General features: G+C 56.3%; 24 protein-coding genes, 3 tRNA genes and 1 pseudogene. 20 read left to right on the top strand and 8 right to left on the bottom strand.

The window, feature by feature from the left end; translation table 11 throughout:
- Position 1: 1 nt before the first annotated feature.
- From ftsK to cysG, 6 genes are all read left to right on the top strand, one after another.
- Positions 2-2446, top strand: coding sequence for a DNA translocase FtsK (ftsK, locus tag BM395_RS11585; RefSeq protein WP_090511996.1), 2445 nt, complete (start codon positions 2-4; stop codon positions 2444-2446).
- A 31-nt stretch (positions 2447-2477) separates the two neighbouring features.
- Entirely contained in the window at positions 2478-3101 is a 624-nt protein-coding gene (gene lolA / locus BM395_RS11580; RefSeq protein ID WP_090511993.1) for an outer membrane lipoprotein periplasmic chaperone LolA, read from the top strand.
- 19 nt (positions 3102-3120) lie between these two features.
- Positions 3121-4443 (top strand): replication-associated recombination protein A, encoded by a 1323-nt coding sequence (locus BM395_RS11575; protein ID WP_090511990.1) that lies wholly within the window; start codon positions 3121-3123, stop codon positions 4441-4443.
- Entirely contained in the window at positions 4443-4817 is a 375-nt protein-coding gene (crcB, locus tag BM395_RS11570) for a fluoride efflux transporter CrcB (protein WP_069900280.1), read from the top strand. Before BM395_RS11575 ends, crcB begins: the two co-directional genes overlap by 1 nt.
- Positions 4818-5038: 221 nt before the next feature.
- Complete coding sequence (gene serS, locus BM395_RS11565; protein ID WP_069900281.1) at positions 5039-6319, top strand: serine--tRNA ligase; 1281 nt, start codon at positions 5039-5041, stop codon at positions 6317-6319.
- Between the two features lie 75 nt (positions 6320-6394).
- The gene (gene cysG, locus BM395_RS11560) at positions 6395-7789 is read left to right on the top strand and encodes a siroheme synthase CysG (RefSeq protein WP_090511987.1); all 1395 of its coding nucleotides are present in this window, start codon (positions 6395-6397) and stop codon (positions 7787-7789) included.
- 19 nt (positions 7790-7808) lie between these two features.
- On the opposite strand, the gene BM395_RS11555 is transcribed toward cysG, so the two are convergent.
- The 7 genes from BM395_RS11555 to BM395_RS11525 form a co-directional block, all read right to left on the bottom strand.
- Complete coding sequence (locus BM395_RS11555) at positions 7809-8810, bottom strand: glutathione S-transferase family protein (protein ID WP_090511984.1); 1002 nt, start codon at positions 8808-8810, stop codon at positions 7809-7811.
- Positions 8811-8900: 90 nt separating this feature from the next.
- Positions 8901-9884 carry a glycosyl transferase family protein gene (locus tag BM395_RS11550; RefSeq protein ID WP_090511981.1) on the bottom strand — a complete coding sequence of 328 codons (984 nt, stop codon included), beginning with the start codon at positions 9882-9884 and terminating at the stop codon, positions 8901-8903.
- A complete protein-coding gene (locus BM395_RS11545; RefSeq protein ID WP_069900285.1) occupies positions 9881-10216 on the bottom strand; it encodes a TusE/DsrC/DsvC family sulfur relay protein in 336 nt (111 codons plus the stop codon). Before BM395_RS11545 ends, BM395_RS11550 begins: the two co-directional genes overlap by 4 nt.
- Positions 10213-10512: a sulfurtransferase complex subunit TusB gene (gene tusB / locus BM395_RS11540; protein ID WP_090511979.1), complete on the bottom strand. Its 300-nt coding sequence runs from the start codon at positions 10510-10512 to the stop codon at positions 10213-10215. Before tusB ends, BM395_RS11545 begins: the two co-directional genes overlap by 4 nt.
- The gene (tusC, locus tag BM395_RS11535) at positions 10512-10865 is read right to left on the bottom strand and encodes a sulfurtransferase complex subunit TusC (protein WP_090511976.1); all 354 of its coding nucleotides are present in this window, start codon (positions 10863-10865) and stop codon (positions 10512-10514) included. Before tusC ends, tusB begins: the two co-directional genes overlap by 1 nt.
- A gap of 1 nt (position 10866) precedes the next feature.
- Positions 10867-11259 carry a sulfurtransferase complex subunit TusD gene (tusD, locus tag BM395_RS11530; protein ID WP_090511974.1) on the bottom strand — a complete coding sequence of 131 codons (393 nt, stop codon included), beginning with the start codon at positions 11257-11259 and terminating at the stop codon, positions 10867-10869.
- Between the two features lie 108 nt (positions 11260-11367).
- A complete protein-coding gene (locus BM395_RS11525) occupies positions 11368-12033 on the bottom strand; it encodes a Bax inhibitor-1/YccA family protein (protein ID WP_069900289.1) in 666 nt (221 codons plus the stop codon).
- 174 nt (positions 12034-12207) lie between these two features.
- Between BM395_RS11525 and BM395_RS11520 the strand changes: the two genes are divergently transcribed.
- The 6 genes and pseudogenes from BM395_RS11520 to BM395_RS11495 all read left to right on the top strand — a co-directional run bounded on the left by BM395_RS11520 (position 12208) and on the right by BM395_RS11495 (position 16026).
- Positions 12208-12295: transfer RNA gene (locus BM395_RS11520), tRNA-Ser, on the top strand.
- A gap of 422 nt (positions 12296-12717) precedes the next feature.
- Positions 12718-13352 (top strand): annotated as a pseudogene (gene gacA, locus BM395_RS11515) (response regulator transcription factor GacA).
- Positions 13352-15175 carry an excinuclease ABC subunit UvrC gene (uvrC, locus tag BM395_RS11510; RefSeq protein WP_090511971.1) on the top strand — a complete coding sequence of 608 codons (1824 nt, stop codon included), beginning with the start codon at positions 13352-13354 and terminating at the stop codon, positions 15173-15175. Before gacA ends, uvrC begins: the two are co-directional and overlap by 1 nt.
- Positions 15176-15208: 33 nt before the next feature.
- Positions 15209-15769, top strand: coding sequence for a CDP-diacylglycerol--glycerol-3-phosphate 3-phosphatidyltransferase (gene pgsA, locus BM395_RS11505; RefSeq protein ID WP_069900292.1), 561 nt, complete (start codon positions 15209-15211; stop codon positions 15767-15769).
- A gap of 68 nt (positions 15770-15837) precedes the next feature.
- Positions 15838-15913 (top strand) — tRNA-Gly (locus BM395_RS11500).
- Positions 15914-15952: 39 nt separating this feature from the next.
- Positions 15953-16026 (top strand) — tRNA-Cys (locus BM395_RS11495).
- Between the two features lie 108 nt (positions 16027-16134).
- On the opposite strand, the gene BM395_RS11490 is transcribed toward BM395_RS11495, so the two are convergent.
- A complete protein-coding gene (locus tag BM395_RS11490; protein WP_090511968.1) occupies positions 16135-16713 on the bottom strand; it encodes a nuclear transport factor 2 family protein in 579 nt (192 codons plus the stop codon).
- 287 nt (positions 16714-17000) lie between these two features.
- Here BM395_RS11490 and BM395_RS11485 point away from each other — a divergent pair, with 287 nt between their 5' ends.
- The 8 genes from BM395_RS11485 (at position 17001) to pheT (ending at position 25795) form a co-directional block, all read left to right on the top strand.
- Positions 17001-17432 (top strand): LexA family protein, encoded by a 432-nt coding sequence (locus BM395_RS11485; RefSeq protein WP_069900294.1) that lies wholly within the window; start codon positions 17001-17003, stop codon positions 17430-17432.
- Entirely contained in the window at positions 17419-18702 is a 1284-nt protein-coding gene (gene umuC / locus BM395_RS11480; RefSeq protein ID WP_090511966.1) for a translesion error-prone DNA polymerase V subunit UmuC, read from the top strand. The genes BM395_RS11485 and umuC overlap by 14 nt, the downstream gene beginning before the upstream one ends.
- A gap of 450 nt (positions 18703-19152) precedes the next feature.
- Complete coding sequence (gene thrS, locus BM395_RS11475; protein WP_090511962.1) at positions 19153-21075, top strand: threonine--tRNA ligase; 1923 nt, start codon at positions 19153-19155, stop codon at positions 21073-21075.
- Positions 21075-21626, top strand: a complete 552-nt coding sequence (gene infC / locus BM395_RS11470; RefSeq protein WP_170827758.1) for a translation initiation factor IF-3 — start codon at positions 21075-21077, stop codon at positions 21624-21626. The genes thrS and infC overlap by 1 nt, the downstream gene beginning before the upstream one ends.
- A 60-nt stretch (positions 21627-21686) precedes the next feature.
- A complete protein-coding gene (rpmI, locus tag BM395_RS11465; RefSeq protein WP_069900298.1) occupies positions 21687-21881 on the top strand; it encodes a 50S ribosomal protein L35 in 195 nt (64 codons plus the stop codon).
- Positions 21882-21907: 26 nt separating this feature from the next.
- Complete coding sequence (rplT, locus tag BM395_RS11460; protein WP_010489095.1) at positions 21908-22264, top strand: 50S ribosomal protein L20; 357 nt, start codon at positions 21908-21910, stop codon at positions 22262-22264.
- 97 nt (positions 22265-22361) lie between these two features.
- Positions 22362-23378, top strand: a complete 1017-nt coding sequence (gene pheS, locus BM395_RS11455; protein WP_069900299.1) for a phenylalanine--tRNA ligase subunit alpha — start codon at positions 22362-22364, stop codon at positions 23376-23378.
- A gap of 38 nt (positions 23379-23416) precedes the next feature.
- Entirely contained in the window at positions 23417-25795 is a 2379-nt protein-coding gene (pheT, locus tag BM395_RS11450) for a phenylalanine--tRNA ligase subunit beta (RefSeq protein WP_090511960.1), read from the top strand.
- The last annotated feature ends 1 nt before the right edge of the window (position 25796 follow it).

Here is a 25796-nt window from a genome sequence, read left to right as displayed (position 1 = left end):
TTTGAAGAAATCTAGCCCTACAGTCCAAGCCCCTCTCTGGCGTCAACAGCTGCCTTCCCGACTCAAGGAAGGGGCATTGATTGCGCTCGGTGCACTCTGCCTCTACATGTGGATGGCGCTGCTCACCTATGATTCGGCCGATCCGGGCTGGACGCATACCAGCAACGTGCAGCAGGTGCACAACGCTGCCGGCCGTGCGGGGGCCTGGTTTGCCGATATTCTGTTTATGGCAATAGGTTACTTCGCGTATCTGTTCCCGTTATTGCTCGGCGTCAAAGCGTGGCAGGTTTTCCGTGCCCGCCACCAGCCCTGGCAGTGGAGCGGCTGGTTGTTTTCGTGGCGTTTGATTGGCCTGATCTTCCTGGTGTTCGCCGGCTCTGCACTGGCTTACATTCATTTTCCTGCGTCGCAAAGCATGCCTGCTTCAGCTGGCGGCGCGCTGGGTGAAACACTCGGTGTGATGGCCGTCGATGGCCTGAACGTGCAGGGCAGCACGCTCTTGCTGATTTCGCTGTTTCTGTTTGGTTTGACGGTGTTTACCGATTTGTCCTGGTTTAAGGTCATGGACATTACCGGCAAGATCACCCTCGATTTGTTCGAATTACTGCAGAACGCCGTGACCCGCTGGTGGGATGCGCGCAGCGAGCGCAAGCAGATGATCGCCCAGCTGCGTGAGGTAGACGAGCCTGTTGCACCCGCCAAACCCAAAGCGGCTATCGCGCAGGAACGTCGCGAGCCAACCATGGCCAAAGAGCCGGCGCCTGCGGCTCGCAGCCCTGAGATCCGCCTGCCGGAATCGACTGCTCAGCCAGTGAGTAAACCGGCTGCCAGTGGCGATGCGCGTAAAGCGCCGATTATCACGCCGCTGGACACCATGCCCAAACCAACCGAGCCGAGCCAGCGCGTACAGAAAGAGAAGCAAGCGCCGCTGTTCGTTGATTCGGCGATTGAAGGGACGCTGCCGCCCATCTCTATTCTTGATGTCGCCGAGAAGAAGCAGAAGCAATTCTCGCCGGAGTCGCTGGAGGCAATGTCGCGCCTGCTTGAGGTCAAGCTCAAGGAGTTCGGCGTCGAGGTCATCGTTGAGTCGGTGCACCCGGGCCCGGTTATTACCCGTTTCGAGATCCAGCCTGCTGCCGGGGTTAAGGTCAGCCGTATTTCCAATCTGGCCAAAGACCTTGCGCGCTCCATCGCCGTGATCAGCGTGCGGGTGGTTGAAGTCATTCCGGGCAAAACCACAGTCGGCATCGAGATTCCTAACGAAGACCGGCAGATTGTGCGGTTCTCGGAAGTGCTGTCGTCACCTGAGTACGACGATTTCAAATCGCCCGTAACCCTGGCGTTGGGCCACGACATTGGCGGTCGTCCGGTTATTACCGATCTGGCGAAAATGCCGCACTTGCTGGTGGCCGGTACAACCGGTTCCGGTAAGTCGGTGGGCGTTAACGCCATGATCCTGTCGATCCTGTTCAAGTCGCAGCCTGAAGATGCGCGACTGATCATGATCGACCCGAAAATGCTTGAATTGTCGATCTACGAAGGCATTCCGCACCTGCTGTGCCCGGTTGTAACCGACATGAAGGAAGCGGCCAACGCCCTGCGTTGGAGCGTTGCCGAGATGGAGCGTCGCTACAAACTGATGGCGGCGATGGGCGTGCGTAACCTTGCCGGCTTCAACCGCAAGGTCAAGGACGGCATCGAAGCCGGTACGCCGCTGACAGACCCGCTGTATCGTCGCCAGAGCATGGATGACGAAGCGCCGCTGCTGAAAACCCTGCCTACCATCGTGGTGGTGGTCGATGAATTTGCCGACATGATGATGATCGTCGGCAAGAAGGTTGAAGAGCTGATCGCACGTATCGCCCAGAAGGCGCGTGCCGCCGGTATTCACCTGATTCTGGCAACCCAGCGTCCTTCGGTTGACGTTATTACCGGTCTGATCAAGGCCAACATCCCGACGCGTATGGCGTTCCAGGTGTCGAGCAAGATCGACTCGCGGACCATTCTCGACCAGGGCGGCGCCGAACAATTGCTTGGCCACGGTGACATGCTGTATCTGCCGCCCGGCACGGGTTTACCGATTCGCGTACACGGCGCTTTCGTCTCCGACGACGAGGTTCACCGTGTGGTGGAGGCGTGGAAATTGCGCGGTGCGCCGGATTATATCGAAGAGATTCTCGCCGGTGTTGAAGAAGGTGGCCCGAGCGGCGAAGGCGGCAGCGGTGAAGACGGCGACAACAGTGAAGATGACCCGCTTTATGACGAAGCTGTGCGTTTTGTCACCGAAAGCCGTCGCGCCTCAATCTCGGCCGTGCAACGCAAGCTCAAGATTGGTTACAACCGCGCTGCGCGGATGATCGAATCAATGGAGATGGCCGGTGTCGTAACCTCCATGAGCACCAATGGCTCACGTGAAGTTATCGCACCGTCGCCGGTCCGTGACTAACCCTTTACCGGACTCAATAATGAGGAGTTCCATGCGCTTGATTCGCACGCTGTTGCTTTCTGCAGTAAGCCTTTGCAGTTTGTCGGCCACGGCTGACGACGCCTCGGTGCAGCGCCTGACCCAGTTGCTCAATCAGGCTCAAACCATTTCCGCGCGTTTTTCCCAGCTGACCCTCGATGGTGGCGGCACCCAGCTGCAGGAAACCGCAGGCGAATTGTCACTTAAACGCCCGGGGCTGTTCCGCTGGCACACTGATGCACCGCAAGAGCAGTTGCTGGTGTCTAACGGCACCAAGGTCTGGCTATACGACCCGGATCTTGAACAAGTGACTATCCAGACGCTCGACCAGCGTTTGACGCACACGCCTGCATTGCTGTTATCGGGTGATGTGTCGAAGATCAGCGAGAACTTCGATATCACCTCGAAAGAGGCGGGTAACGTTGTCGATTTCACCCTGAAGCCAAAAGCCAAGGACAGCCTGTTCGATAACCTGCGCCTGTCGTTCCGCGACAAAGTGCTTAACGACATGCAACTGGTCGACAGCATTGGTCAGCGCACCAATATTCTGTTTCTGGGCGTGAAGATGAATCCGCCGATCAATGACAGTGAGTTCAACTTCGAGATTCCGCCTGGCGCGGATGTCATCCAAGAGTAAGAGGTTGTAGCCCAGATCCATGGATTTGTTTCGCAAGACCACAGTCGCTCAACCGCTTGCCGCTCGTTTGCGGGCAGCAAGCCTGGATGAGTATGTCGGTCAGGAACATTTGCTGGCACGCGGCAAACCGCTGCGTGAAGCGCTGGAGCAGGGCGCTCTGCACTCGATGATATTCTGGGGGCCGCCTGGCGTGGGTAAAACCACACTGGCGCGGCTGCTGGCGAAAGTCTCCGACGCGCACTTCGAAACCATCTCGGCGGTACTCTCCGGGGTTAAGGAAATCCGTCAGGCGGTTGAGGTGGCGCAGCAGCACGCCGCGCAATATGGCCGCCAGACCATCCTCTTTGTCGATGAAGTGCATCGCTTCAACAAGTCCCAGCAAGATGCTTTCTTGCCCTATGTTGAAGACGGCACGCTTATATTCATTGGCGCCACAACCGAAAACCCCTCGTTCGAATTGAACAACGCACTGCTTTCGCGGGCGCGGGTTTACGTGCTCAAAAGCCTCGATGAAACCGCCTTGCGCAAGCTGGTTGACCGCGCCCTGAATGATCCGCGTGGTCTTGCCGAGCGAAAGCTGTCGGTGCCGGATGACAGCTTCAAAGTGCTGATGGCTGCCGCCGATGGCGATGGCCGGCGCATGCTTAATTTTCTGGAAAACGCCGCCGATCTGGCAGAAGACGACTCGGCCATTTCAGTCGAACTGCTGCAAAATTTGCTCGGTGACACGCAGCGACGGTTCGACAAAGGCGGCGAAGCCTTTTATGACCAGATATCTGCGCTGCATAAGTCCGTACGCGGCTCTAATCCCGACGGTGCGTTGTATTGGTTTGCACGTATGCTCGACGGCGGTTGTGATCCGCTGTACATCGCCCGCCGCGTGGTGCGCATGGCCAGTGAAGACATCGGTAATGCCGATCCCCGCGCGTTGAGTCTGTGCTTAGCGGCTTGGGATGTTCAGGAGCGTCTCGGCAGCCCGGAAGGTGAGCTGGCAGTGGCGCAAGCCATCACCTACCTTGCGTGCGCGCCCAAGAGCAATGCGGTGTATATGGGCTTCAAGAGTGCCATGCGTGATGTGGCCGAAAGCGGCTCGCTGGAAGTCCCGCTGCACTTGCGCAACGCGCCAACCAAACTGATGAAGCAGCTGGGTTATGGCGATGAATACCGCTATGCCCATGATGAGCCAGACGCCTATGCGGCGGGTGAGGACTATTTCCCCGAGGCCCTCGAACCCCGTCAGTATTACCAGCCAGTACCACGCGGCCTGGAGCTTAAAATACGCGACAAGCTCGCGCACTTGGCGGCGCAGGATGCGGCCAGCCCACGCAAACGGAGAGGCTAATGATCAAGATCATGGCGGCGGTCGCTTTTGGCGGAGCAGTGGGCAGTGTCTTGCGCTTTCTCGCCAGTTACTTCGTCGCGGCAAATTGGCCTCGGCACTTCTTCATGGCCACCTTGAGCGTCAATCTGATCGGTTGTTTTCTGATCGGACTGTTCAGCGGCTTGTTTCTTACGCGAACCGATATTCCGCTTGAGCTGCGCACGGGTATTACCGTTGGCTTGCTCGGCGGCCTGACTACATTCTCGTCGTTCAGCCTGGAAACCCTGCGCTTGATCGAGGGCGGCCAAACCGCCATGGCAATGGGCTATTTCATCGCCAGCCTGGCAGGTGGATTGTTCGCGGCATGGGCCGGCCTTGGCCTGGCGCGAATGTAATCACGGATCCGCGGCTTGCTGTGTTTTCCGCTCAGGCGCTGGCGTAACGCTGCAAAAGCGCGCTGTAACGCGGATTAGCTGCAATTTGCTGGGTATATTTGCTCATTCAGGCATTTTTTTCGGCACATGCTTAGCGCTGAGCGCCGCGAACCCTTAAACTTGTCCGCATTCTGTACCATGGCTCTGCCATGCAATTCACACCTTTGTATTGAGAAATCACCATGCTCGACGCCAAACTGGTGCGCACCGAAATTCAAGAAATCGCTCAACGCCTCGCCACACGTGGCTTCACCCTCGATGTAGCGCGTTTCGAAGCCCTTGAATCACAGCGTAAAGATGTGCAAACCCGCACTGAACAACTGCAGGCCGAGCGCAACAGCCGCTCCAAGTCGATTGGTCAGGCCAAGCAGCGCGGCGAAGACATCGCACCCTTGTTGGCAGACGTGGATCGCATGGGCAGCGAACTTGAAGCGGGCAAGCGTGAGCTTGACGCGATTCAGGCCGAGCTCGATGCGCTGATGCTCAACCTGCCAAACGTGCCGCACGAATCCGTGCCGGTAGGTGCCGATGAAGACGACAACGTTGAAGTGCGTCGCTGGGGCACGCCCAAGACTTTCGATTTCCCGATTCAGGATCACGTAGCGCTGGGCGAACAGCACGGCTGGCTCGACTTTGAAACCGCCGCCAAGCTTTCTGGCGCACGTTTTGCCCTGTTGCGCGGCCCGATTGCGCGCCTGCATCGCGCGCTCGCACAGTTCATGGTCAACCTGCACACTGGCGAGCACGGCTATGAAGAAGCCTACACGCCTTATCTGGTGCAAGCGCCTGCTCTGCAAGGCACCGGCCAGTTGCCAAAGTTTGAAGAAGACCTGTTCAAGATCAGCCGCGAAGGCGAAGCTGACTTCTACCTGATTCCGACGGCTGAAGTGTCGCTGACCAACATCGTCGCCGGCGAAATTCTCGATGCCAAGCAACTGCCAATCAAGTTCGTGGCGCACACGCCCTGTTTTCGCAGTGAAGCCGGTGCATCGGGTCGCGACACTCGCGGCATGATTCGCCAGCATCAGTTCGACAAAGTCGAAATGGTTCAAATCGTCGATCCGGCCACCTCGTATCAGGCGCTTGAAGAGCTGACCGGCCATGCCGAGAAAGTTCTGCAATTGCTCGAGCTACCGTATCGCCTGCTGTCGCTGTGCACAGGGGACATGGGCTTTAGCGCCACTAAGACCTTCGACATCGAAGTTTGGGTGCCCAGCCAGGACAAATACCGCGAAATCTCTTCGTGCTCCAACTGTGGCGACTTCCAGGCGCGCCGTATGCAAGCGCGCTTCCGTAACCCGGAAACCGGCAAGCCGGAACTGGTGCATACCCTCAACGGTTCCGGTCTGGCAGTAGGCCGTACGCTGGTGGCGGTACTGGAAAACTATCAGCAGGCCGATGGTTCGATCCGCGTACCGGAAGTGCTCAAGCCTTACATGGGCGGTATCGAAGTAATCGGTTAATTGCCCACCTGATCGTTTGCAGCGGCGAAGCGTTTCAGTTTTGCCGCTGTTTATCTGTATTGCGCCGAGGCTGTAATGGAATATCTCCCGCTGTTTCACAAGTTACAGGGCCGCACGGTTCTGGTGGTTGGCGGGGGTGAAGTTGCCCTGCGCAAGGCGCGCCTGCTGGCGGATGCCGGTGCAACGCTGCGCGTGGTCACCCTGGCCATTCGTGACGACATGCGCCAGATGCTTGAGTCTGTACACGGTGAGCTGCGTTTGCGCGGCTATCAGGCAGACGATCTTGAAGGCGTGGTGCTGGTAATCGCGGCAACGGATGACGAGCCGCTGAATCAGCAAATCTCAGAGCAAGCTCAGGCACGCGGCGTCCCGGTTAATGTGGTCGACGCGCCCAAGCTTTGCAGCGTTATCTTTCCCGCGATTGTCGATCGCTCACCGTTGATTGTGGCGGTGTCCAGCGGCGGCGACGCGCCGGTTCTGGCGCGACTGATGCGTGCCAAGATCGAGACCTGGATTCCTGCTACCTACGGCCATCTGGCCGGGCTGGCCAAGCAGTTTCGTGCGCAAGTCAAAAGCCTTTTCCCTAACGTTCAGCAGCGCCGGGTGTTTTGGGAAGATGTTTTTCAGGGTCAGGTTGCCGAGAGTGTTTTCGCTGGCAAGCTAGACGAGGGCAAGCGCCTGCTAACTGAGAAAATCTCCGGCGCTGCGCCGCTTATGCTCGGTGAGGTGTATCTGGTTGGGGCAGGGCCGGGTGATCCGGACTTACTGACATTCCGTGCCTTGCGCCTGATGCAGCAGGCTGATGTGGTACTGTACGACCGTTTGGTCGCACCGGCCATTATCGAGTTGTGCCGCCGCGACGCCGAGCGCATTTATGTCGGCAAGCAGCGCGCAGACCATGCCGTGCCGCAGGATCAAATCAATCAGCGTCTGGTCGCGTTGGCCAAGGAAGGTAAAAGGGTGCTGCGCCTCAAGGGCGGCGATCCGTTTATTTTCGGCCGTGGCGGCGAAGAAATTGAAGAGCTGGCCGCGCACGGTATTCCTTTTCAGGTCGTCCCGGGCATTACCGCGGCCAGCGGTTGCGCCGCTTATGCGGGCATTCCACTGACTCATCGCGATTACGCGCAGTCCGTGCGGTTCGTGACCGGGCACCTGAAAAATGGCAGTTGTGATTTGCCGTGGCGCGAACTCAGTGCACCCAGCCAGACGCTGGTGTTCTACATGGGGCTGGTGGGCTTGCCGGTTATTTGTCAGGAACTGATCGCGCATGGTCGTGCGGCTACGACGCCGGCGGCGTTGATCCAACAAGGCACAACCCAGACCCAGCGCGTTTTCACCGGCACGCTCGCCGATTTGCCGGCATTGGTGGCTGAGCATGAAGTGCATGCGCCAACCCTGGTGATCATCGGTGAAGTGGTGCAGTTGCGCGAAAAATTGGCATGGTTTGAAGGCGCGCAAGCCGAGGTCTGAGCACCTTCAGTTGCGAACTTTAGCCTGCGTCGACAATGCCTTTGCCATTAAGCCGATCGCGATTGTGCTCGCGCTGTAAATTCAGCGCGGGCCCTTTGGGGACAATCCCTGTCGGGTTGATAGTGGCGTGGCTGGCATAGTAGTGATTCTTGATGTGCTCAAGGTTCACGGTCTGGGCAATACCGGGCCATTGATACAATTCCCGCAGCCAGTTCGACAGATTCGGATAATCCTCAATCCGGCGCAGGTTGCATTTGAAGTGGCCGTAATAGACCGCATCAAAGCGCACAATAGTCGTGAACAGGCGGATATCCGCTTCGGTCAGGTATTCGCCAGTCAGATAGCGCCGCGTTTCGAGCAGCGCTTCTACCGCATCAAGTTCGGCAAACAGCTCATCAAAGGCTTCTTCGTAAGCGTCTTGCGTTGTTGCAAAGCCTGCGCGGTAAACACCATTGTTGATTGCCGGATAGATACGCTCGTTAAGTGCGTCGATCTCGTCCTGCAAGGCCGATGGGTAGAAGTCCAGCGTGTTACCCGTAAGTCCATTGAAGGCGCTGTTGAACATGCGGATGATTTCAGCAGACTCATTGCTGACGATGCGCTGTTGCTGCTTGTCCCACAGCAACGGCACGGTCACGCGACCGCTGTAGTTGGGGTCGTCTGCGGTGTAACGCTGATGCAGAAAACTCAGGTCGTCCAGTGCGTCACCGCTTGAGCCGGTTTCGCGGTCAAAGGTCCAGCCATTCTCACGCATCAGCCAGCTCACGGTCGAAACGTCGATCAGTGATTCAAGGCCTTTGAGTTGGCGCATGATCAGGGTGCGATGCGCCCAGGGGCAGGCGAGACAAACGTACAAATGGTAGCGACCGGCTTCAGCGGCGAAACCACTTTCGCCGCTCGGGCCGGCTTCACCGTTGGCGGTAATCCAGTTGCGACGTTTGGCACTTTCACGCTGGAAGCGGCCGTCACCTTTAGTGTCGTACCATTTATCGTGCCATTGGCCTTCAATCAGCAATCCCATCAGCGAGCCTCTGCGTTGTGACTTGATTTACAGTCAGCTTAACCAAAGTTCATCGATGGATGGTTGCAAATATCTGCCTTTAAATATCGCCTACTTAGATATGACGCGCGCATCCCAGCGTTTCTGCGCCTCGCTAAAGGCATCGCTGCGGCTCATGCCGAGGCCACGCAATGCTAGCGCCATGGTGCTGACAATGGCCAGATTCGCGTAGCTGTCTGTGACCTTGCCAGACCAGACGCTGAGCATGTGTTCAACCTGCAAGGACTCGGGCTTTACATGGCGCTGCGCAGATAATGCCGGCCATTCTTCGTCCCAGTTCTCGCCATTGGTGGTGCCATACAAATGGCTGCTGGCGTCTGGATTGATCTCGATTTCACCGCCTTCGCCCTTGATCACGATGGCATGATCACCCAGCAATTGGCTGGCTTCGCGATGCACGGCCTGATAGCCAGGGTGAAAAATGCTTTGCAGGCCGCAGCGCGCCGACAGCGGATTGAGAGTGCGGGTTAATGAGTGGATCGGCGAGCGCAAGCCCAACGTATTGCGCAGGTCGATCATCTTCTGCAATGCCGGCATCCAGTCGCCAAGCGGAATAAACGCCAGGTGCTGTTCATCCAGCGCGGCCTCGACGTGAACCCAGTCGCGGCACAGGGGGATTTCCAGATTGCCAAGCAATTGCTCTGCATACATGCGCCCGGCGGTGTGCGCGCCGCCGCCGTGCAGCAAAATGCGCACGCCACTGTTGGCCAAGGCTTTAGCGGCCAGTAAATACCACGGCATGTGGCGCTTTTTACCGGCGTAGGTCGGCCAGTCAATGTCGACCGCGATCGCAGGTGTTTGCAGTCGCTCGCGCACGGCTTCGGCGAAGCCTGCCATCTCCTCGCTGCTTTCTTCCTTGTGCCGCAGCAGCATCAGGAACGCACCCAGTTGGGTGTCTTCGACTTTGCCGTCGAGCAGCATGCCCATCGCTTCACGCGCTTCGCTGCGCGTCAGGTTGCGTGCGCCGCGCTTGCCCTTGCCAAGAATCCGCACGAATTGAGCGAAGGGGTGTTCAGCTGGAGTTTGCAGGATCATAGGCAATTCGTCGGTTTGGGTAGGCCCGCCAACTTGGCAGCGAGTTTGGCAGGTGTGCCATTGAACAGTCGATTGAGGTGCAGGCTGTTGCCTTTTTCCGGGCCGAGTTTCAGTGCTGTGTACTTGATAAGCGGGCGATTAGCTGGCGACAGCTGGAACTCGGCATAGAAATCGCGCAGCAAATGCAGGATTTCCCAGTGTTCAGGGCTTAGAGTCAACTGCTCGCGTTCAGCCAGCGCCTCGGCCACGGCCTGCGACCAGTCTGCCAGGTTGATCAGGTAGCCGTCTTTGTCCAGTGCGATACGCTGCTGGTCGATCTGCAGTTCACTCATAGCCAACTATTAACCTTGGCAAAGCGGCAGCTGAGTTCGACAAACTCTGGATAATCGATGGCGTTGGCTCGCTTGCCTGCATCGATGTTGCGGGCCTGCAAGTCTTCCTGCAGGGCATACATACCGATTGAGTCGGGCATCCGCTCCAGCGTCTGCTGTAGGGCGCTGTCTTGTTGCAAGGCATAGACGGCGTCACCGCAAAGCAATACGCCATCATCAGGACCAATAATACGCAGACAGCTGCTCAGGCGGCTGTCGGTAAAAGGCGAGTGGGATAACACATGTAAGGTGGCCATTAGAGGGTAATCACCTGTTCATAGCGGTCTATCAATGCGCTGATCTCGGCGTCGCCAACACACACAGCTGGCAGCGTGAGCTGGCGGATGCCGCGCTGATCAAGGCAATGCTGCGAGGCAAACAGCTCCTCTACACCAAACATCGGCAAGGCTTGCAGGTTTGCACTCAGGTCCTTTTGCTCAAGGCTCTGCGGTTGCTGGCCGGGCGCAAGTTGAAACACGCCGTCATCAAGAAACAGCATACCGATGGGCAAATCAAACGCGCCGCCAGCCAGTGCGATATCCAGCGCTTCGCGCGCGCCTGGTCCAGCCCAAGGGGCCTGGCGGCTGATAATAAGTAGAGACTTGGCCATATCAGTTGCCCCCGAAGCAGACGAGTCGGTCAGCCATTTGGCTGGCTTCGTGCAATTGCCCTAAGCCAGAAAGCTCCCACGGAGCTTCAAGGCTGGCGGCGTTGCGGGCATAACGCTCGGCTTCTTCCGCATTGAGCACGCCGCGGCGCAGGGCTGCGGCGATACAAACAACGCCATCAAGCTGATGCGTTGTTAGCAGCTCGCGCCATTGCGCGGCGACATCCAGTTCATCCTGGTTGCTGACAACGCTACTTGAGGCGCTGTGCACGCCATCCTGATAGAAGAACAGTCGGACAATTTCATGGCCGCTACTCAGCGCCGCTTGGGCAAAGCGTAACGCGCGCCGGGAGGACGGTGAGTGGGGCGGGGAGAACAGGGCAATGGCAAATTTCATGGTCTGGCCAGTCAAACAATCCATGCGAATGATAAAGCCTGACGCCGCAAGATGCTCGCAACAGAAACGAAAAAGCCCGCCGAAGCGGGCTTTTGTTGAGCTGGGCGATTAATCGCGGCCCATGATGCCGAAGATCTGCAGCAAGCTGATGAACAGGTTGTAGATCGAAACATACAGGCTGATGGTCGCCATGATGTAGTTGCGCTCACCACCATGAATGATCGCACTGGTCTGGAACAGAATGCAGGCCGAGGAGAACAGCACGAAGCCGGCGCTGATCGCCAGTTGCAGGCCGCTGATCTGGAAGAAGAAGCCCGCAACCATTGCACCCAGCAGCACGAAGAAACCGGCGGTGATGAAGCCGCTGAGGAAGCTCATATCCTTGCGCGTGGTCAGCACGTAAGCCGACAGGCCGAAAAACACCAGAGCGGTCATGGCGAATGCTGAGCTGACAACTTCTGCGCCGTTGCTCATGCCCAGGTAGCGGTTAAGGATTGGCCCAAGCGTGTAACCCATGAAACCTGTGAGGGCGAGGGTCGAAACGATGCCCCAAGGCGAGTTGCGTAGCTTGGCGGTGAGGAAGAACAAGCCGTAGAAACCGACCAGCACAACAAGGATGTTCGGATAGGCAACGTTGGCGCGTTGTGCAAGAAACGCAACCAAACCGCTGAAGGCCAGCGTAATAGCCAGCAAGCCGTATGTGTTGCGCAGGACACGGCTAACTTCTAGCTGTTCTACCTGCGTGTGGTTCTGGGCGTAATCTTGTGGGTGCATAGCAGACTCCTGTTTGCATGGCGCTCAATAAGCTATTCGACCTTGAGCATAACACCGGATGTAAAAAAATGAGTGCAGAGTATTTGACAGCGTATTTCATTCGGGTAATATGCCGCCCCGCAGGCAGTTACAACAGGTGCTGAAGCGCCTTTGGGTTGTCACTGTGATGCATTTGGAAGCGTGGCCGAGTGGTTTAAGGCAACGGTCTTGAAAACCGTCGACTGTAACAGGTCCTAGAGTTCGAATCTCTACGCTTCCGCCATATTTCAGTTGTGGATTGTTTGTGCGATTCACAACTCAAAAAAACCTCCCTTCGGGGAGGTTTTTTTATGCCTGCAGATTATGACTCGGTCGTCACTTGGCGATAAGCGCTTGTTTCTTGGGCAATTGGTGTAGAATGAATCGCCCAATTTGCTGGGCCAGGCTGCTTTTTTCTTGGCGTCAATGCATGAGCCAGACGGCGGCCGAGGCAAGGCAAAAGCGCTCGGAATGATTCGCGTCTATGGCGTCTTGTGCGACTTTTTTTATACGCAACTGCGCATTCGTCGTGCAGTTTGCTGCGGTGGTTTAACGCAGTGGGCTTGTGATTTTTCGTGGATACGGCAATCTGCCTGGTGTGTGCTTATCTACCCTTGCACAAGCTATCCGTTTTACAGATGCGGCTCACGTACAGAGAGGTGTCGATTGATTAAGGTGCTAGTGGTCGATGATCACGATCTGGTTCGCATGGGCATTACGCGCATGCTGGCCGATATCGATGGCCTTGAAGTGATCGGTCAGGCTGACTCAGGCGAAGAAGCTTTGCGCCTTGTGCGCGAGTTGAGGCCCGATGTGGTGCTTATGGACGTCAAGATGCCTGGCATCGGCGGCCTGGAAGCCACGCGCAAACTGATTCGCAGTTACCCAGACCTCAAGGTCGTGGCAGTGACGGCCTGTGGTTTCCAACGCGCTTGCTGCAAGCGGGTGCGGCGGGATACATGACCAAGGGCGCAGCACTTGAGGAGATGGTTCAGGCCATTCGCCAAGTCTTTATGGGCCAGCGCTTCATCAGCCCGCAAATTGCCCAGCAGTTGGCGCTCAAGTCATTCCAGCCCACTGAAAATGCATCGCCGTTCGACCTATTGTCTGATCGCGAAATTCAAATCGCGATGATGATTGCCGGCTGTCAGAAGGTTCAGAGCATTTCTGACAAGCTGTGTTTGTCACCCAAAACAATCAACACCTACCGCTATCGGATCTTCGAAAAGCTGGCCATCAACAGTGATGTCGAACTGGCCTTGCTCGCCGTTCGTCACGGCATGGTCGACGCCTCCAACTGATGACTAACGTGTTCGATGCCAGCGCGTTTCTAGCAACTTGCAGCGGTCGGCCCGGTGTTTACCGGATGTTCGACGTCGACGCCAAGCTGCTGTATGTCGGTAAAGCGAAAAACCTCAAGAAGCGTCTGGCGAGCTATTTTCGCCCCACCGGGCTTGCGCCAAAAACCGCAGCGCTGGTGGCGAAGATTGCACAGGTCGAAACCACCATCACCGCCAACGAGACCGAAGCGCTGCTGCTAGAGCAGACGCTGATCAAGCAATGGCGACCGCCGTACAACATTCTGCTGCGCGATGATAAGTCCTATCCGTATGTATTCCTTTCGGATGGCCAGTTTCCGCGTCTGAGCATTCATCGCGGCGCGAAAAAGCTCAAGGGTCGCTATTTCGGGCCTTATCCCAGTGCCGGCGCCATTCGTGAAAGCCTGAGTCTGTTACAAAAGACCTTTCTGGTGCGCCAGTGCGAAGACAGCTTTTACAAGAACCGCACGCGCCCGTGCCTGCAATATCAGATCAAGCGCTGTAAAGGCCCGTGCGTAGGGCTGGTCGAGCCGGAAGAGTACGCCACCGATGTGCGTCACTCGACCATGTTTCTGGAGGGTAGAAGCAATGCCCTGACGGATGAACTCGGCAGTGCCATGCAGGCTGCCTCGATGAAGCTTGAGTTTGAGCGTGCGGCCGAGTTGCGCGATCAGATCGCACTGCTGCGTCGTGTGCAGGATCAGCAAAGCATGGAGGGCGGCAACGGCGACGTCGATGTGGTTGCCGCCATGGTTAACCCGGGCGGCGCGTGCGTTCACTTGATCTCTGTGCGTGGCGGGCGGGTACTGGGCAGCAAAAACTTCTTTCCGCAAGTAGCCATCGAGGAAGAGGGTGCCGATGTGCTGCTGGCGTTTCTCGCTCAATATTATCTAGGCAGTGTCGAGCGCGACTTGCCGGATGAGTTGATCGTCAACGCGCAACATGAAGACTTCGCCACCCTGATTGATGCCGTCAGCGAGTCGCGTGACCGGCAGCTCAGCATCAGTTACCGGGTGCGTGGCACCCGAGCGCGTTGGCAGCAATTGGCGGTGACCAATGCTGAGCAGGCACTGAGTGCAAGGCTTGCTGATCGTCAGCATGTGGCAGCACGTTTTGAAGCGTTGGCTCAGGCGCTGGAGATGGACGAGCTGCCGCAACGCCTTGAGTGCTTCGATATCAGCCATTCCAGCGGCGAGGCGACTGTTGCCTCTTGCGTGGTATTTGGCCCGGAAGGTCCGCTCAAGTCGGATTACCGGCGCTACAACATCGAAGGCGTTACTGCTGGCGATGACTACGCGGCCATGCATCAGGCGCTTACGCGGCGCTTTAGCAAGATCAAGGACGGCGAGGGCAAGCTGCCGGATATTTTGCTGGTGGACGGCGGCAAAGGTCAGTTGGCCATGGCCCGCGAAGTGCTTGAAGAGCTGGCCGTGCCAGATCTGATCCTGCTCGGTGTGGCTAAAGGCACCACGCGTAAGCCGGGGCTGGAAACGCTTTATTTGAATGATGCTGCGCACGAATTTACCTTGCCTGGCCATTCCCCTGCACTGCATTTGATTCAACAGATTCGTGATGAGTCGCACCGTTTCGCCATTACTGGTCACCGCGCGCGGCGTGGTAAAACTCGTCGCACCTCGACCCTCGAAGGTGTAGCGGGTGTTGGCCCGAAGCGTCGCCGCGAGCTACTCAATCATTTCGGCGGCCTGCAAGAACTCACCCGAGCCAGCAGCGAAGAAATCGCCAAAGCACCCGGCATCAGTAAAAAGCTTGCAGAGTTGATTTATGCCTCATTGCACAGCGAGTAGAATGCCGGCTCACATCAAGGCCCCGATGTCCCGATGAACATACCTAATCTGTTAACTGTGCTGCGCGTCATCCTCATACCGATTTTCGTGCTGATGTTTTATCTGCCGTTTTCCTGGAGCTATTGGGCTGCCAGTGCGGTATTTAGTGTGGCTGCAGTAACCGATTGGCTGGATGGTTATCTGGCGCGGCGCTGGGAGCAGAGCACACCCTTTGGCGCATTCCTCGATCCGGTAGCGGATAAGCTCCTGGTTGCGGTGGCGTTGGTGCTGCTTGCCGCGGAGCACGGCAACCTCTGGCTGACGCTGCCGGCGACGATTATCATCGGCCGCGAAATCGTGGTGTCTGCTTTACGTGAGTGGATGGCTGAAATCGGCGCAAGGGCGCACGTAGCAGTCTCCAATCTCGGCAAGTGGAAAACCGCGGCGCAAATGGCTGCACTGGTTATTCTGCTCGGCAATCCGCCACATTTCACGCTTTGGGTGCTGGGCGGGTATCTGCTGTTGATCGTGGCTGCAGTGCTGACATTGTGGTCGATGGTGCATTATTTGATGGCTGCCTGGCCGCATCTGAGCCCGACCGCTGAAAAGAAATAAAACTTTTTTGAATCAAGGGGTTGACGCCGGGCGCTGGTCATATAGAATGGCGCCCGTCACCAAGACAAGCGGGAATAGCTCAGTTGGTAGAGCACGACCTTGCCAAGGTCGGGGTCGCGAGTTCGAGTCTCGTTTCCCGCTCCAGTTTCAACGGGCCGTTAATGACGGCCTGTTTAGTTTCAAGGCTGAGTAGCAGAGTGGTTATGCACCGGATTGCAAATCCGTGAACGCCGGTTCGATTCCGACCTCAGCCTCCAATAAAAAGCCCTGTAGATCAATCGTCTACGGGGCTTTTTTCTGTCTGCAGAATTTTAATCCAAGCTATCTGGGGCGCTTGGGTTATCTGCATCGGCGCTTAACGTGCCTTAGTCGGTGTTCAGCCAGGCGTTACCTTCTTCTTTTATCTTGCTTTCCAGTTCGCTGCCGCGGGTGGCGAATACGCGACTGAGTGGGAAGCCACTTTTTTCCAGCAGATAGGCAAGGGCGGCATATTCACGCGGGTATTTCTCTACTACCGCGCGATCAACTTCTACCGGTCCTGAGGGGAATGTGAAGGCCCCCATGTCGTAAATGCTCTGGCGTTTGACTATTTTCCAAAGGCCCTCGCGCTTTTCAACGCGATCATAGAAACGGTTATGCACGGCGCAGCCCAGGTTAAGCTGAGCATTCTCTGCAATGATCACCGCATTGGTTTCGACAATTGCTTTGGCACCATTGAGCGTGACGACTGGAGCGCCGATCAGGTGCTTTGTGCGCAGGTCGGAGCTACCCATCCGTTTAGACCCGGCGATGAATTCGGTGAACGGGCCTTCAAACCACGTGATTTCGATAATTCCATCGGGATGAAACGTGTCAGCCAGTTGCTGCCATTGCTCAAGATCGCGGTGAATCCAGCCATTCATGAGGTCAGTGATTTGCAGCCGGTCTTCAATATAAGTTTGCACAGCGCGCTCCTTAAATTGTCTGGACCTTCGAGCATCTTCTCGCGCGGGTAAAAAATCAAATAGATTGATATGAACGATTAATCCTAAAAACTGAAAATGGCGAGGCGCTATGGACTTACGACATATGCGTTATTTCGTGGCGGTGGCCGAGGAGTCGCAGAGCAAAGCAAATTAGCTGAATGAGCTGCCCTTGGGCGGCTTTTCATTTCCGCTGGTCGGTGGCCGGCTTTTTATGATTGGCTCAGATGTGCTTTACTGTATGCATATACAGTAAATGGGTTTGCAGTATGACCATCGAATTTTTAGGGCACCTCGCTTTTGAGGGTGTGCTTTATCCGTACTTCGCCTTTCGGGTGCCTGCGGGCTTTCCAAGCCCTGCACAGGACCACTTGGAGCAGGAAATCTCATTAGATGAGCTGTTTAACCTGCGAGCACCGCATACCTATTTAGTGAAGGTGGCGGGCGACAGCATGGTTCAGGCCGGTATTGATGACGGAGATCTGTTGATCGTTGATCGCTCTCGAGAAGCTAAGCATGGCGCAATCGTTGTTGCCGCTTTGAACAACGAGCCATTGATTAAACGCTTTTGCCGTGAGGGTGCGTCAGTGGTGCTGCGCTCGGAAAATGCTAAGTTCGCGCCGCGCTACATCATGGAGAACGACGAGCTGAGCGTGTGGGGTGTGGTGCGTTTCAGTGTGCGTTGCCATGACATCTCCTGAGCAGATTTTTGCGTTGATCGACTGCAATAGTTTTTACGCAAGCTGTGAGCGGGTATTCAGGCCTGATCTGGCGCGTACGCCCATCGTTGTCTTATCGAATAACGATGGGTGCGTGATTGCGCGCTCGGCCGATGCCAAGCCTTTTATCAAGATGGGTGAACCTTACTTCCAAATTAAGGACAAGCTGCAGGAGCACGGCATCGTCGCGTTCAGCAGCAATTACGCGTTGTACGGCGACATGAGCCAGCGGGTCATGACCGTGATTGAGTCGCTGGTACCGGCGCTTGAGGTATATTCAATTGATGAGGCGTTTGCCGACCTTAGCGGCATAGCAGGTGCTAGCGTCGAAATGCTCGGTCGTGAGATACGCACTCGGGTGTTGCGCTCAACAGGTATTCCCGTCGGCGTGGGCATCGCAGGAACAAAGACGCTATCAAAGCTGGCCAATCACGCCGCCAAACGGTGGATACGGCAATCGGGCGGGGTGGTTGATATTCGCGACCCAGACAGGCGTGACAAATTGCTCAAGGCCATCGACGTGAGTGAAGTCTGGGGAGTGGGGCGTCGAATGACAGCGCACCTCAATAGTATGAATATCCGTACTGCCTGGGACTTGGCGCAGGCTGATGCCTGGACTCTGCGCAAACAATTTAGCGTGGTCATCGAAAAAACAGCCCGGGAGCTGCGAGGGGTGCCTTGCCTTGAGCTTGAACATGTAGCGCCACCTAAACAGGAAATTTGCTGTTCTCGGATGTTTGGTAATCGGCTGCACCACATCGAACCTATTCGAGAGGCTGTAGCGACTTACGCGGCGCGGGCGTGTGAAAAGTTGAGGGCTCAGGGTTCGCTGTGTAAAAAAGTGAGGGTGAGTATCCGCACGGGCATGTTCAATCCGGATGAGCCGAAGTTTGCACGCGGCGTGATATGTGAGCTGCCTTACCCGACTGACGATACCCGGCAAATCACCAAAGCTGCCGTCGCTGGGCTTGAGCGGGTTTTTAGGGAAGGCTATGCGTTTAGCAAGGCAGAGGTGCTGTTGCTGGATTTACGCCAGCGTGGTGAATTCACTGATGACATGTTTAGCATCACCCAGCCTGCTGCATCGGAGAAGGTGATGCATGTGCTTGACGCTATCAACGGCAAGTGGGGGAAGGGCACTATGCGGCCAGCCGGTGTGCCGGCAACACCGGCATGGGCGATGCGTCGCGAGTTGATGAGCTTGAGTTACACGACTCGCCTTGATCAGTTGTGGACGGTCTACGCCAAGTAGGCCTGCATGACATCTCACAATTAATCCCAGCAGAAGGCTGATGAAGGCGCTAAGGCCTGGCACTGGGCTGGCCGGTGGTTTTGGCCTTGTATGAATGGCACGTTTTTGCGCGCGCCGGATAGTGAGTGGATATGTGCCAAGGGCTTGCTGTGGATGTGTTATAGTAACGCTCGATTTGTCATCAAATAGTCTTGTTTGTTGTTTTTAATCAATAAGATAGGCACCTTATATAAGGTGATTTATCAAGAGACTGTTTGCAGTAGCCGCATTTTTTGGTTGCGCCCGCGTCACGTTTCACGAATGTTCACTTAAAACTTCCAGTGACTGCGCTACGGTTCGGTTGGCTAATTGCCCTTGCCACGGTACGGCAGGAATATCGCCGCAGCGCTTACTGGCTCATCCCAACCCATGTGGCCTTTGGTAGAGGTCACCACTAGGAGAGGAGGCGCCATGCCCATCATTACTCTTCCCGACGGCAGTCAACGTCCATTCGATCACCCGGTATCCGTACTCGAGGTGGCGCAGTCTATTGGTGCAGGTCTGGCCAAGGCCACCGTGGCCGGCAAGGTCAACGGCGTGCTGGTAGATGCCTGTGACATGATCGAGCAGGACTCAACGCTGCAGATCATCACCCCGAAAGATCAGGAAGGCGTCGAGATTATTCGTCACTCCTGCGCGCATCTGGTTGGACACGCTGTGAAGCAGCTGTTCCCGGACGCCAAGATGGTGATCGGCCCGGTCATTGAAGAAGGTTTTTACTACGATATCGCCTCGCCGCGTCCTTTCACTCTGGAAGACGTAGCGGCAATCGAGCAGCGCATGCAGCAACTGATCGAGAAAGATTACGACGTGATCAAGAAGGTCACTCCGCGCGCTGAAGTGATTGATGTGTTTGCGGCGCGCGGCGAAGAGTACAAGCTGCGTCTGGTTGATGACATGCCGGACCAGCAGACCATGGGTCTGTACTATCACGAAGAATATGTTGATATGTGCCGCGGCCCGCACGTGCCGAACACCCGTTTCCTCAAGGCGTTCAAGCTGACCAAGCTGTCCGGGGCCTACTGGCGCGGCGATGCCAAGAATGAACAGTTGCAGCGTATCTACGGCACCGCTTGGGCTGATAAGAAGCAGTTGGCGGCTTATGTGCAGCGCATCGAAGAAGCTGAAAAGCGCGATCACCGTAAAATCGGCAAGCGCCTGAACCTCTTCCACACTCAGGAAGAAGCGCCGGGCATGGTGTTCTGGCATCCGAATGGCTGGACTCTGTACCAGGTGCTTGAGCAGTACATGCGCAAAGTGCAGCGTGAGAGCGGCTACCTGGAGATCAAGACCCCGCAAGTGGTTGATCGTTCTCTGTGGGAGAAGTCGGGCCACTGGGCTAACTATGCCGACAACATGTTCACCACTGAGTCGGAAAGCCGCGATTACGCGATCAAGCCAATGAACTGCCCATGCCACGTGCAGGTGTTCAATCAGGGCCTGAAGAGCTACCGTGAGCTGCCAATGCGCCTGGCTGAGTTTGGTGCTTGCCACCGTAACGAGCCGTCTGGCGCACTGCACGGCATTATGCGCGTGCGCGGCTTTACTCAGGACGACGCACACATCTTCTGTACGGAAGAGCAGATGCAGGCTGAGTCGGCTGACTTCATCAAGCTGACGCTGGATGTATACAAAGACTTCGGCTTTACCGATATCCAGCTCAAGCTGTCGACTCGCCCTGAAAAGCGTGTGGGTTCAGATGAGTTGTGGGACCGCGCCGAGGCTGCACTGGCTTCTGCGCTCGACAGCGCTGGCCTGGCTTATGATTTGCAGCCGGGGGAAGGGGCGTTCTACGGCCCGAAAATTGAATTCTCGCTGAAGGATTGCCTCGGTCGGGTTTGGCAGTGTGGTACCCTGCAGCTCGATTTTAACCTGCCTGTGCGTTTGGGCGCTGAATTCGTCAGTGAAGACAACAGCCGCAAGCATCCGGTGATGTTGCACCGCGCGATTCTGGGTTCTTTCGAACGCTTCATTGGCATTCTGATCGAGCACTATGAAGGTGCGTTCCCGGCGTGGCTTGCACCTACTCAGGCTGTGGTGATGAATATCACCGATAAACAGGCTGATTTTGCCGCTGAAGTTGAAAAAACTCTCAATGAAAGCGGTTTTCGTGCCAAGTCTGACTTGAGAAATGAAAAGATAGGCTTTAAAATCCGCGAGCATACTTTGCTCAAGGTTCCGTATCTCTTGGTTATTGGAGATAGGGAAGTTGAAACGCAAACTGTCGCTGTGCGTACCCGCGAAGGGTCCGATCTGGGTTCAATGTCTGTATCCCAATTCGCTGAATTCGTTACGCAAGCGGTTTCCCGGCGTGGTCGCCAAGATTTGGAGTAATCACTATTAAGCGTGAAATGAGACAAGATAAACGAGCTGCACCAAAAGCGCCGATCAATGAGAATATCTCGGCACGCGAGGTTCGTTTAATTGGCGCTGAAGGCGAGCAGATTGGCATCGTCTCTATTGAAGAAGCGCTACGCGTGGCTGAAGAGGCCAAGCTGGATCTGGTAGAAATTTCTGCTGACGCTTTGCCCCCCGTATGTCGCATCATGGACTACGGCAAGCACCTGTTCGAAAAGAAGAAGCAGGTAGCAGCGGCGAAGAAGAATCAGAAGCAAGTACAGATCAAAGAAATCAAGTTTCGTCCAGGGACGGAAGAAGGGGATTACCAGGTAAAACTACGCAACCTGGTACGTTTCCTTAGTGAGGGGGACAGGGCCAAGGTTTCATTGCGATTCCGCGGTCGTGAGATGGCGCACCAGGAGCTGGGCATGGAGTTGTTGAAGCGAGTTGAAGGTGACTTGCTTGAATACGGCACCGTTGAACAGCACCCGAAGATGGAAGGACGCCAACTTATAATGGTCATCGCCCCCAAAAAGAAGAAGTAATCTACTGGGCACGGCAGGCCTTGAGATTATATTTATTAACTGAATGCGGAGTATCCGAACATGCCAAAAATGAAAACCAAGAGCGGTGCAGCGAAGCGCTTCCTGAAGACTGCTTCAGGCTTCAAGCACAAGCACGCTTTTAAGAGCCACATCCTGACCAAAATGTCCACTAAGCGTAAGCGTCATCTGCGCGGTAGCACCTTGGTGCATCCGTCTGACGTGGCAAAAGTGGCGCGCATGCTGCGCGTTCGATAATTTAGGTTAGGTAGAGGAAATAACTCATGGCTCGTGTAAAGCGCGGCGTAATTGCTCGTAAGCGTCACAAAAAAATTCTGAAACTGGCTAAAGGCTACTACGGCGCACGCTCACGCGTATTCCGTGTTGCCAAGCAGGCTGTGATCAAGGCAGGCCAATACGCCTACCGTGACCGCCGTCAGCGGAAGCGTCAGTTCCGTGCCCTTTGGATCGCTCGTATCAACGCTGGCGCACGTGTAAACGGTCTGTCTTACAGCCGTTTCATTGCTGGCCTGAAAAAAGCTTCCATCGAGATCGACCGTAAGGTATTGGCTGATCTGGCAGTGAACGAAAAAGCGGCGTTTGCTGCAATTGTCGAGAAAGCGAAAGCCGAACTGGCTTAAGTCCCCGACAATCACTGGGTTCGCTCAGTGTTGAACGTCACCAAAATAGGGGGAGAGCTTCACGGCTCTTCCCCTATTTCGTATCTGGAGTCTGTAAATGGAAAATCTGGATGTGCTGGTCTCGCAAGCGCTTGAGGCCGTGCGCAACACCGAAGATGTGAATGCCCTGGAGCAACTGCGGGTTCACTATTTGGGTAAAAAGGGCGAGCTGACTCAGGTGATGAAGACCCTGGGCAACCTCTCGGCTGAAGAGCGGCCGAAAGTTGGCGCGCTGATTAACGCGGCAAAAGAGCAGGTGCAAACCGCGCTCAATGCACGCAAGGAAACGCTGGAACACGCTGCACTGAGCGCCAAATTGGCGGCTGAGCGCATTGATGTGACCTTGCCCGGTCGTGGTCAGACCACTGGCGGTTTGCATCCGGTAACGCGCACATTGGAGCGCGTAGAGGAGTTCTTTACTCGGATTGGCTACGGCATTGCCGAAGGCCCCGAGGTCGAGAACGACTACCACAACTTCGAGGCGCTCAACATTCCCGGCCATCACCCGGCGCGGGCAATGCATGACACCTTCTATTTCAATGCGAACATGCTGCTGCGCACGCACACATCGCCTGTGCAAGTGCGCACCATGGAATCGCAACAACCACCGATCCGGATCGTTTGTCCGGGCCGCGTGTACCGCTGCGACTCCGATATCACCCACTCGCCGATGTTCCATCAGGTAGAAGGCCTGTTGGTAGATGAGGGCGTCAGCTTTGCTGATCTCAAGGGTACGATTGAAGAGTTCCTGCGGGTGTTCTTCGAGAAGCCGCTGGGCGTGCGTTTCCGTCCTTCGTTCTTCCCGTTTACCGAGCCTTCGGCTGAAGTCGACATGCAGTGCGTGATGTGCAGCGGTAAAGGTTGCCGCGTGTGCAAGCAAACGGGTTGGCTGGAAGTCATGGGTTGCGGCATGGTTCATCCAAACGTACTGCGCATGAGTGGCATCGACCCTGAGAAGTACTCGGGCTTTGCTTTCGGCATGGGCGTTGAGCGTCTGGCCATGCTGCGTTACGGCGTGAATGACTTACGCCTGTTCTTCGATAACGACCTGCGGTTCCTGGCGCAATTTCGCTAGTGCCCATTCCCGTCATCGAACAGTTTTAGGAGAGCAGGATGAAATTCAGTGAACAATGGCTGCGTAGCTGGGTAAACCCGCAGGCCACTCGTGACGAGTTGGTGGCGCGTTTATCGATGGCCGGCCTTGAAGTTGATAGCGTTGAAGGGGCAGCAGGCCAGTTCAGCGGTATCGTTGTGGGTGAGGTGCTGAGCACCGAGCAGCACCCAGATGCAGACAAACTGCGTGTCTGTCAGGTGTCGAATGGCAGCGAGAGCTTTCAGGTGGTGTGCGGCGCGCCGAATGTGCGCCCCGGCCTGAAGATCCCGTTTGCGATGATTGGCGCCGAGTTACCGGGCGACTTCAAAATCAAGAAGGCCAAGCTGCGCGGCGTCGAGTCCAACGGCATGCTGTGTTCTGCTGCCGAGTTGCAGATCAGCGAAGATCACGACGGTCTGATGGAATTGCCGGGCGATGCGCCGGTTGGGGACGACATTCGTGCTTACCTGAACCTGGACGACGCCAGCATCGAAGTCGACCTGACGCCGAACCGCGGTGACTGCCTGTCGCTCGCCGGTTTGGCGCGTGAAGTCGGTGCGTTGTACAACACGCCGGTAACCCGTCCGGAAATTGCAGCAGTGACCGCGTCTCACGAGCAAGTCTTGCCGGTTGAAGTAGTGGCCAGCAAAGCGTGCCCGCGTTATCTGGGCCGTGTATTGCGCAATGTCGATCTGAGCAAGCCATCGCCGTTGTGGATGGTTGAGCGTCTGCGTCGCTCCGGCGTTCGTAGCATTGACGCGGCAGTCGACGTCACCAACTACGTGATGCTCGAACTTGGCCAGCCAATGCACGCCTTTGACCTCAACGAGCTGAATGGCGGCATTCGTGTGCGCATGGCAGAAGAGGGCGAAAAACTGGTGTTGCTCGACGGTCAGGAAGTCAGCCTGCGCGCCGACACGCTGGTTATCGCTGACCACCAACGCGCCCTGGCAATTGCCGGCGTAATGGGTGGCGAGCACAGCGGTGTAAGCGACAAGACCCGTGACCTGTTCCTTGAGAGCGCATTCTTCGACACCATCTCTGTGGCGGGTAAGGCGCGTTCATACGGCCTGCACACCGATGCATCGCACCGCTACGAGCGTGGTGTTGACTCGCAGTTGGCGCATCAGGCGATGGAGCGTGCGACACAATTGCTGCTGGATATCGTCGGCGGCGAAGCAGGCCCGATCATCGACGTCACCAGCCAGGACAGTCTGCCGAATATCGCGCCGATTACTCTGCGCGCCGATCGCGTCGAACAAATGCTTGGCCTGAAAATCGAAGATCAGGAAATCACGCGCCTGCTGTCGGCGTTGGGTCTTGGCGTAACTGCGGATGGCGAAAGCCGTTGGCAGGTAACAGTACCAAGCCATCGCTTCGATATCAGCCTTGAAGTTGACCTGATCGAAGAGCTGGCACGCCTGTATGGCTACAACCATCTGCCGGTTCGTTATCCGCAGGCGCGCCTGGCGCCGCAAGCTAAATCCGAAGCGCAGGTTGAGCTACCAGCGTTGCGCCGCCTGTTGGTTGCGCGCGGTTATCAGGAAGCAATCACCTACAGCTTCATCGACCCGAAACAGTTCGCTCTGTTCAATCCGGGCGTTGAGCCGCTGTTGCTGGCCAATCCGATCTCTGCTGACATGGCCGCCATGCGTTCGTCGCTGTGGCCGGGCCTGATCAAGGCGCTCGAGCACAACCTCAATCGTCAGCAGTCGCGTGTCCGCCTGTTCGAAAGCGGCCTACGTTTTGTTGGTCAGCTCGAAGACCTCAAGCAAGAAGCCATGCTGGCCGGTGTTGTCTGCGGCAGCCGCTTACCGGAAGGCTGGGCGCACGGCCGTGAAGCGGTCGATTTCTTCGACCTCAAAGCCGATGTGGAAGCGTTGCTGGCCAGTGCCGGCGCGGGCGATGCATTCAGCTTTGTGCCGGGTGAACACCCAGCGCTGCATCCGGGCCAAACTGCACGCATTGAGCGAGAAGGGCGCTTGGTTGGTTTCATGGGTGCCATTCACCCGGAACTTGCCAAGAAGCTGGGTCTCGACCAGCCTGTGTTCATGTTTGAACTGGTTCTGAGCGAAGTGGCTCAGGGTCGAATGCCGGCTTTTGCTGAGTTATCGCGCTTCCCGGAAGTGCGTCGCGACTTTGCATTGGTCGTCGATCGTGAGGTTCCAGCCGCGTCATTGCTGGGCTTAATCCGTGAAACAGCAGGGGAATGGCTCACAGACCTCAGGCTATTTGACGTGTATCACGGTAAAGGCATTGATCCGCATAGAAAAAGCATCGCAGTTGGCTTGACCTGGCAGCATCCTTCGCGCACTCTTAATGACGATGAGGTGAGTACCACAACGCAAACGATTCTCACCTCGCTGGAACAAAGGTTCAACGCCACGTTAAGGAACTAGC

Source organism: Pseudomonas marincola, assembly GCF_900116605.1.
GTDB classification, from domain to species: domain Bacteria; phylum Pseudomonadota; class Gammaproteobacteria; order Pseudomonadales; family Pseudomonadaceae; genus Aquipseudomonas; species Aquipseudomonas marincola.
This window is presented reverse-complemented; position numbering and strand designations above follow the sequence as displayed.

What these genes read in the sequence shown, in the direction of transcription:
- pheS (WP_069900299.1), top strand. Translation starts at nt 22,362, where the DNA reads ATGGAAAATCTGGATGTGCTGGTCTCGCAAGCGCTTGAGGCCGTGCGC.
- rpmI (WP_069900298.1), top strand. Translation starts at nt 21,687, where the DNA reads ATGCCAAAAATGAAAACCAAGAGCGGTGCAGCGAAGCGCTTCCTGAAG.
- BM395_RS11575 (WP_090511990.1), top strand. Translation starts at nt 3,121, where the DNA reads ATGGATTTGTTTCGCAAGACCACAGTCGCTCAACCGCTTGCCGCTCGT.
- pheT (WP_090511960.1), top strand. Translation starts at nt 23,417, where the DNA reads ATGAAATTCAGTGAACAATGGCTGCGTAGCTGGGTAAACCCGCAGGCC.
- tusB (WP_090511979.1), bottom strand. Translation starts at nt 10,512, where the DNA reads ATGGCCACCTTACATGTGTTATCCCACTCGCCTTTTACCGACAGCCGC.
- BM395_RS11525 (WP_069900289.1), bottom strand. Translation starts at nt 12,033, where the DNA reads ATGCACCCACAAGATTACGCCCAGAACCACACGCAGGTAGAACAGCTA.
- tusD (WP_090511974.1), bottom strand. Translation starts at nt 11,259, where the DNA reads ATGAAATTTGCCATTGCCCTGTTCTCCCCGCCCCACTCACCGTCCTCC.
- cysG (WP_090511987.1), top strand. Translation starts at nt 6,395, where the DNA reads ATGGAATATCTCCCGCTGTTTCACAAGTTACAGGGCCGCACGGTTCTG.
- uvrC (WP_090511971.1), top strand. Translation starts at nt 13,352, where the DNA reads ATGACTAACGTGTTCGATGCCAGCGCGTTTCTAGCAACTTGCAGCGGT.
- rplT (WP_010489095.1), top strand. Translation starts at nt 21,908, where the DNA reads ATGGCTCGTGTAAAGCGCGGCGTAATTGCTCGTAAGCGTCACAAAAAA.
- BM395_RS11485 (WP_069900294.1), top strand. Translation starts at nt 17,001, where the DNA reads ATGACCATCGAATTTTTAGGGCACCTCGCTTTTGAGGGTGTGCTTTAT.
- lolA (WP_090511993.1), top strand. Translation starts at nt 2,478, where the DNA reads ATGCGCTTGATTCGCACGCTGTTGCTTTCTGCAGTAAGCCTTTGCAGT.
- crcB (WP_069900280.1), top strand. Translation starts at nt 4,443, where the DNA reads ATGATCAAGATCATGGCGGCGGTCGCTTTTGGCGGAGCAGTGGGCAGT.
- umuC (WP_090511966.1), top strand. Translation starts at nt 17,419, where the DNA reads ATGACATCTCCTGAGCAGATTTTTGCGTTGATCGACTGCAATAGTTTT.
- BM395_RS11550 (WP_090511981.1), bottom strand. Translation starts at nt 9,884, where the DNA reads ATGATCCTGCAAACTCCAGCTGAACACCCCTTCGCTCAATTCGTGCGG.
- tusC (WP_090511976.1), bottom strand. Translation starts at nt 10,865, where the DNA reads ATGGCCAAGTCTCTACTTATTATCAGCCGCCAGGCCCCTTGGGCTGGA.
- BM395_RS11555 (WP_090511984.1), bottom strand. Translation starts at nt 8,810, where the DNA reads ATGGGATTGCTGATTGAAGGCCAATGGCACGATAAATGGTACGACACT.
- thrS (WP_090511962.1), top strand. Translation starts at nt 19,153, where the DNA reads ATGCCCATCATTACTCTTCCCGACGGCAGTCAACGTCCATTCGATCAC.
- pgsA (WP_069900292.1), top strand. Translation starts at nt 15,209, where the DNA reads ATGAACATACCTAATCTGTTAACTGTGCTGCGCGTCATCCTCATACCG.
- serS (WP_069900281.1), top strand. Translation starts at nt 5,039, where the DNA reads ATGCTCGACGCCAAACTGGTGCGCACCGAAATTCAAGAAATCGCTCAA.
- BM395_RS11545 (WP_069900285.1), bottom strand. Translation starts at nt 10,216, where the DNA reads ATGAGTGAACTGCAGATCGACCAGCAGCGTATCGCACTGGACAAAGAC.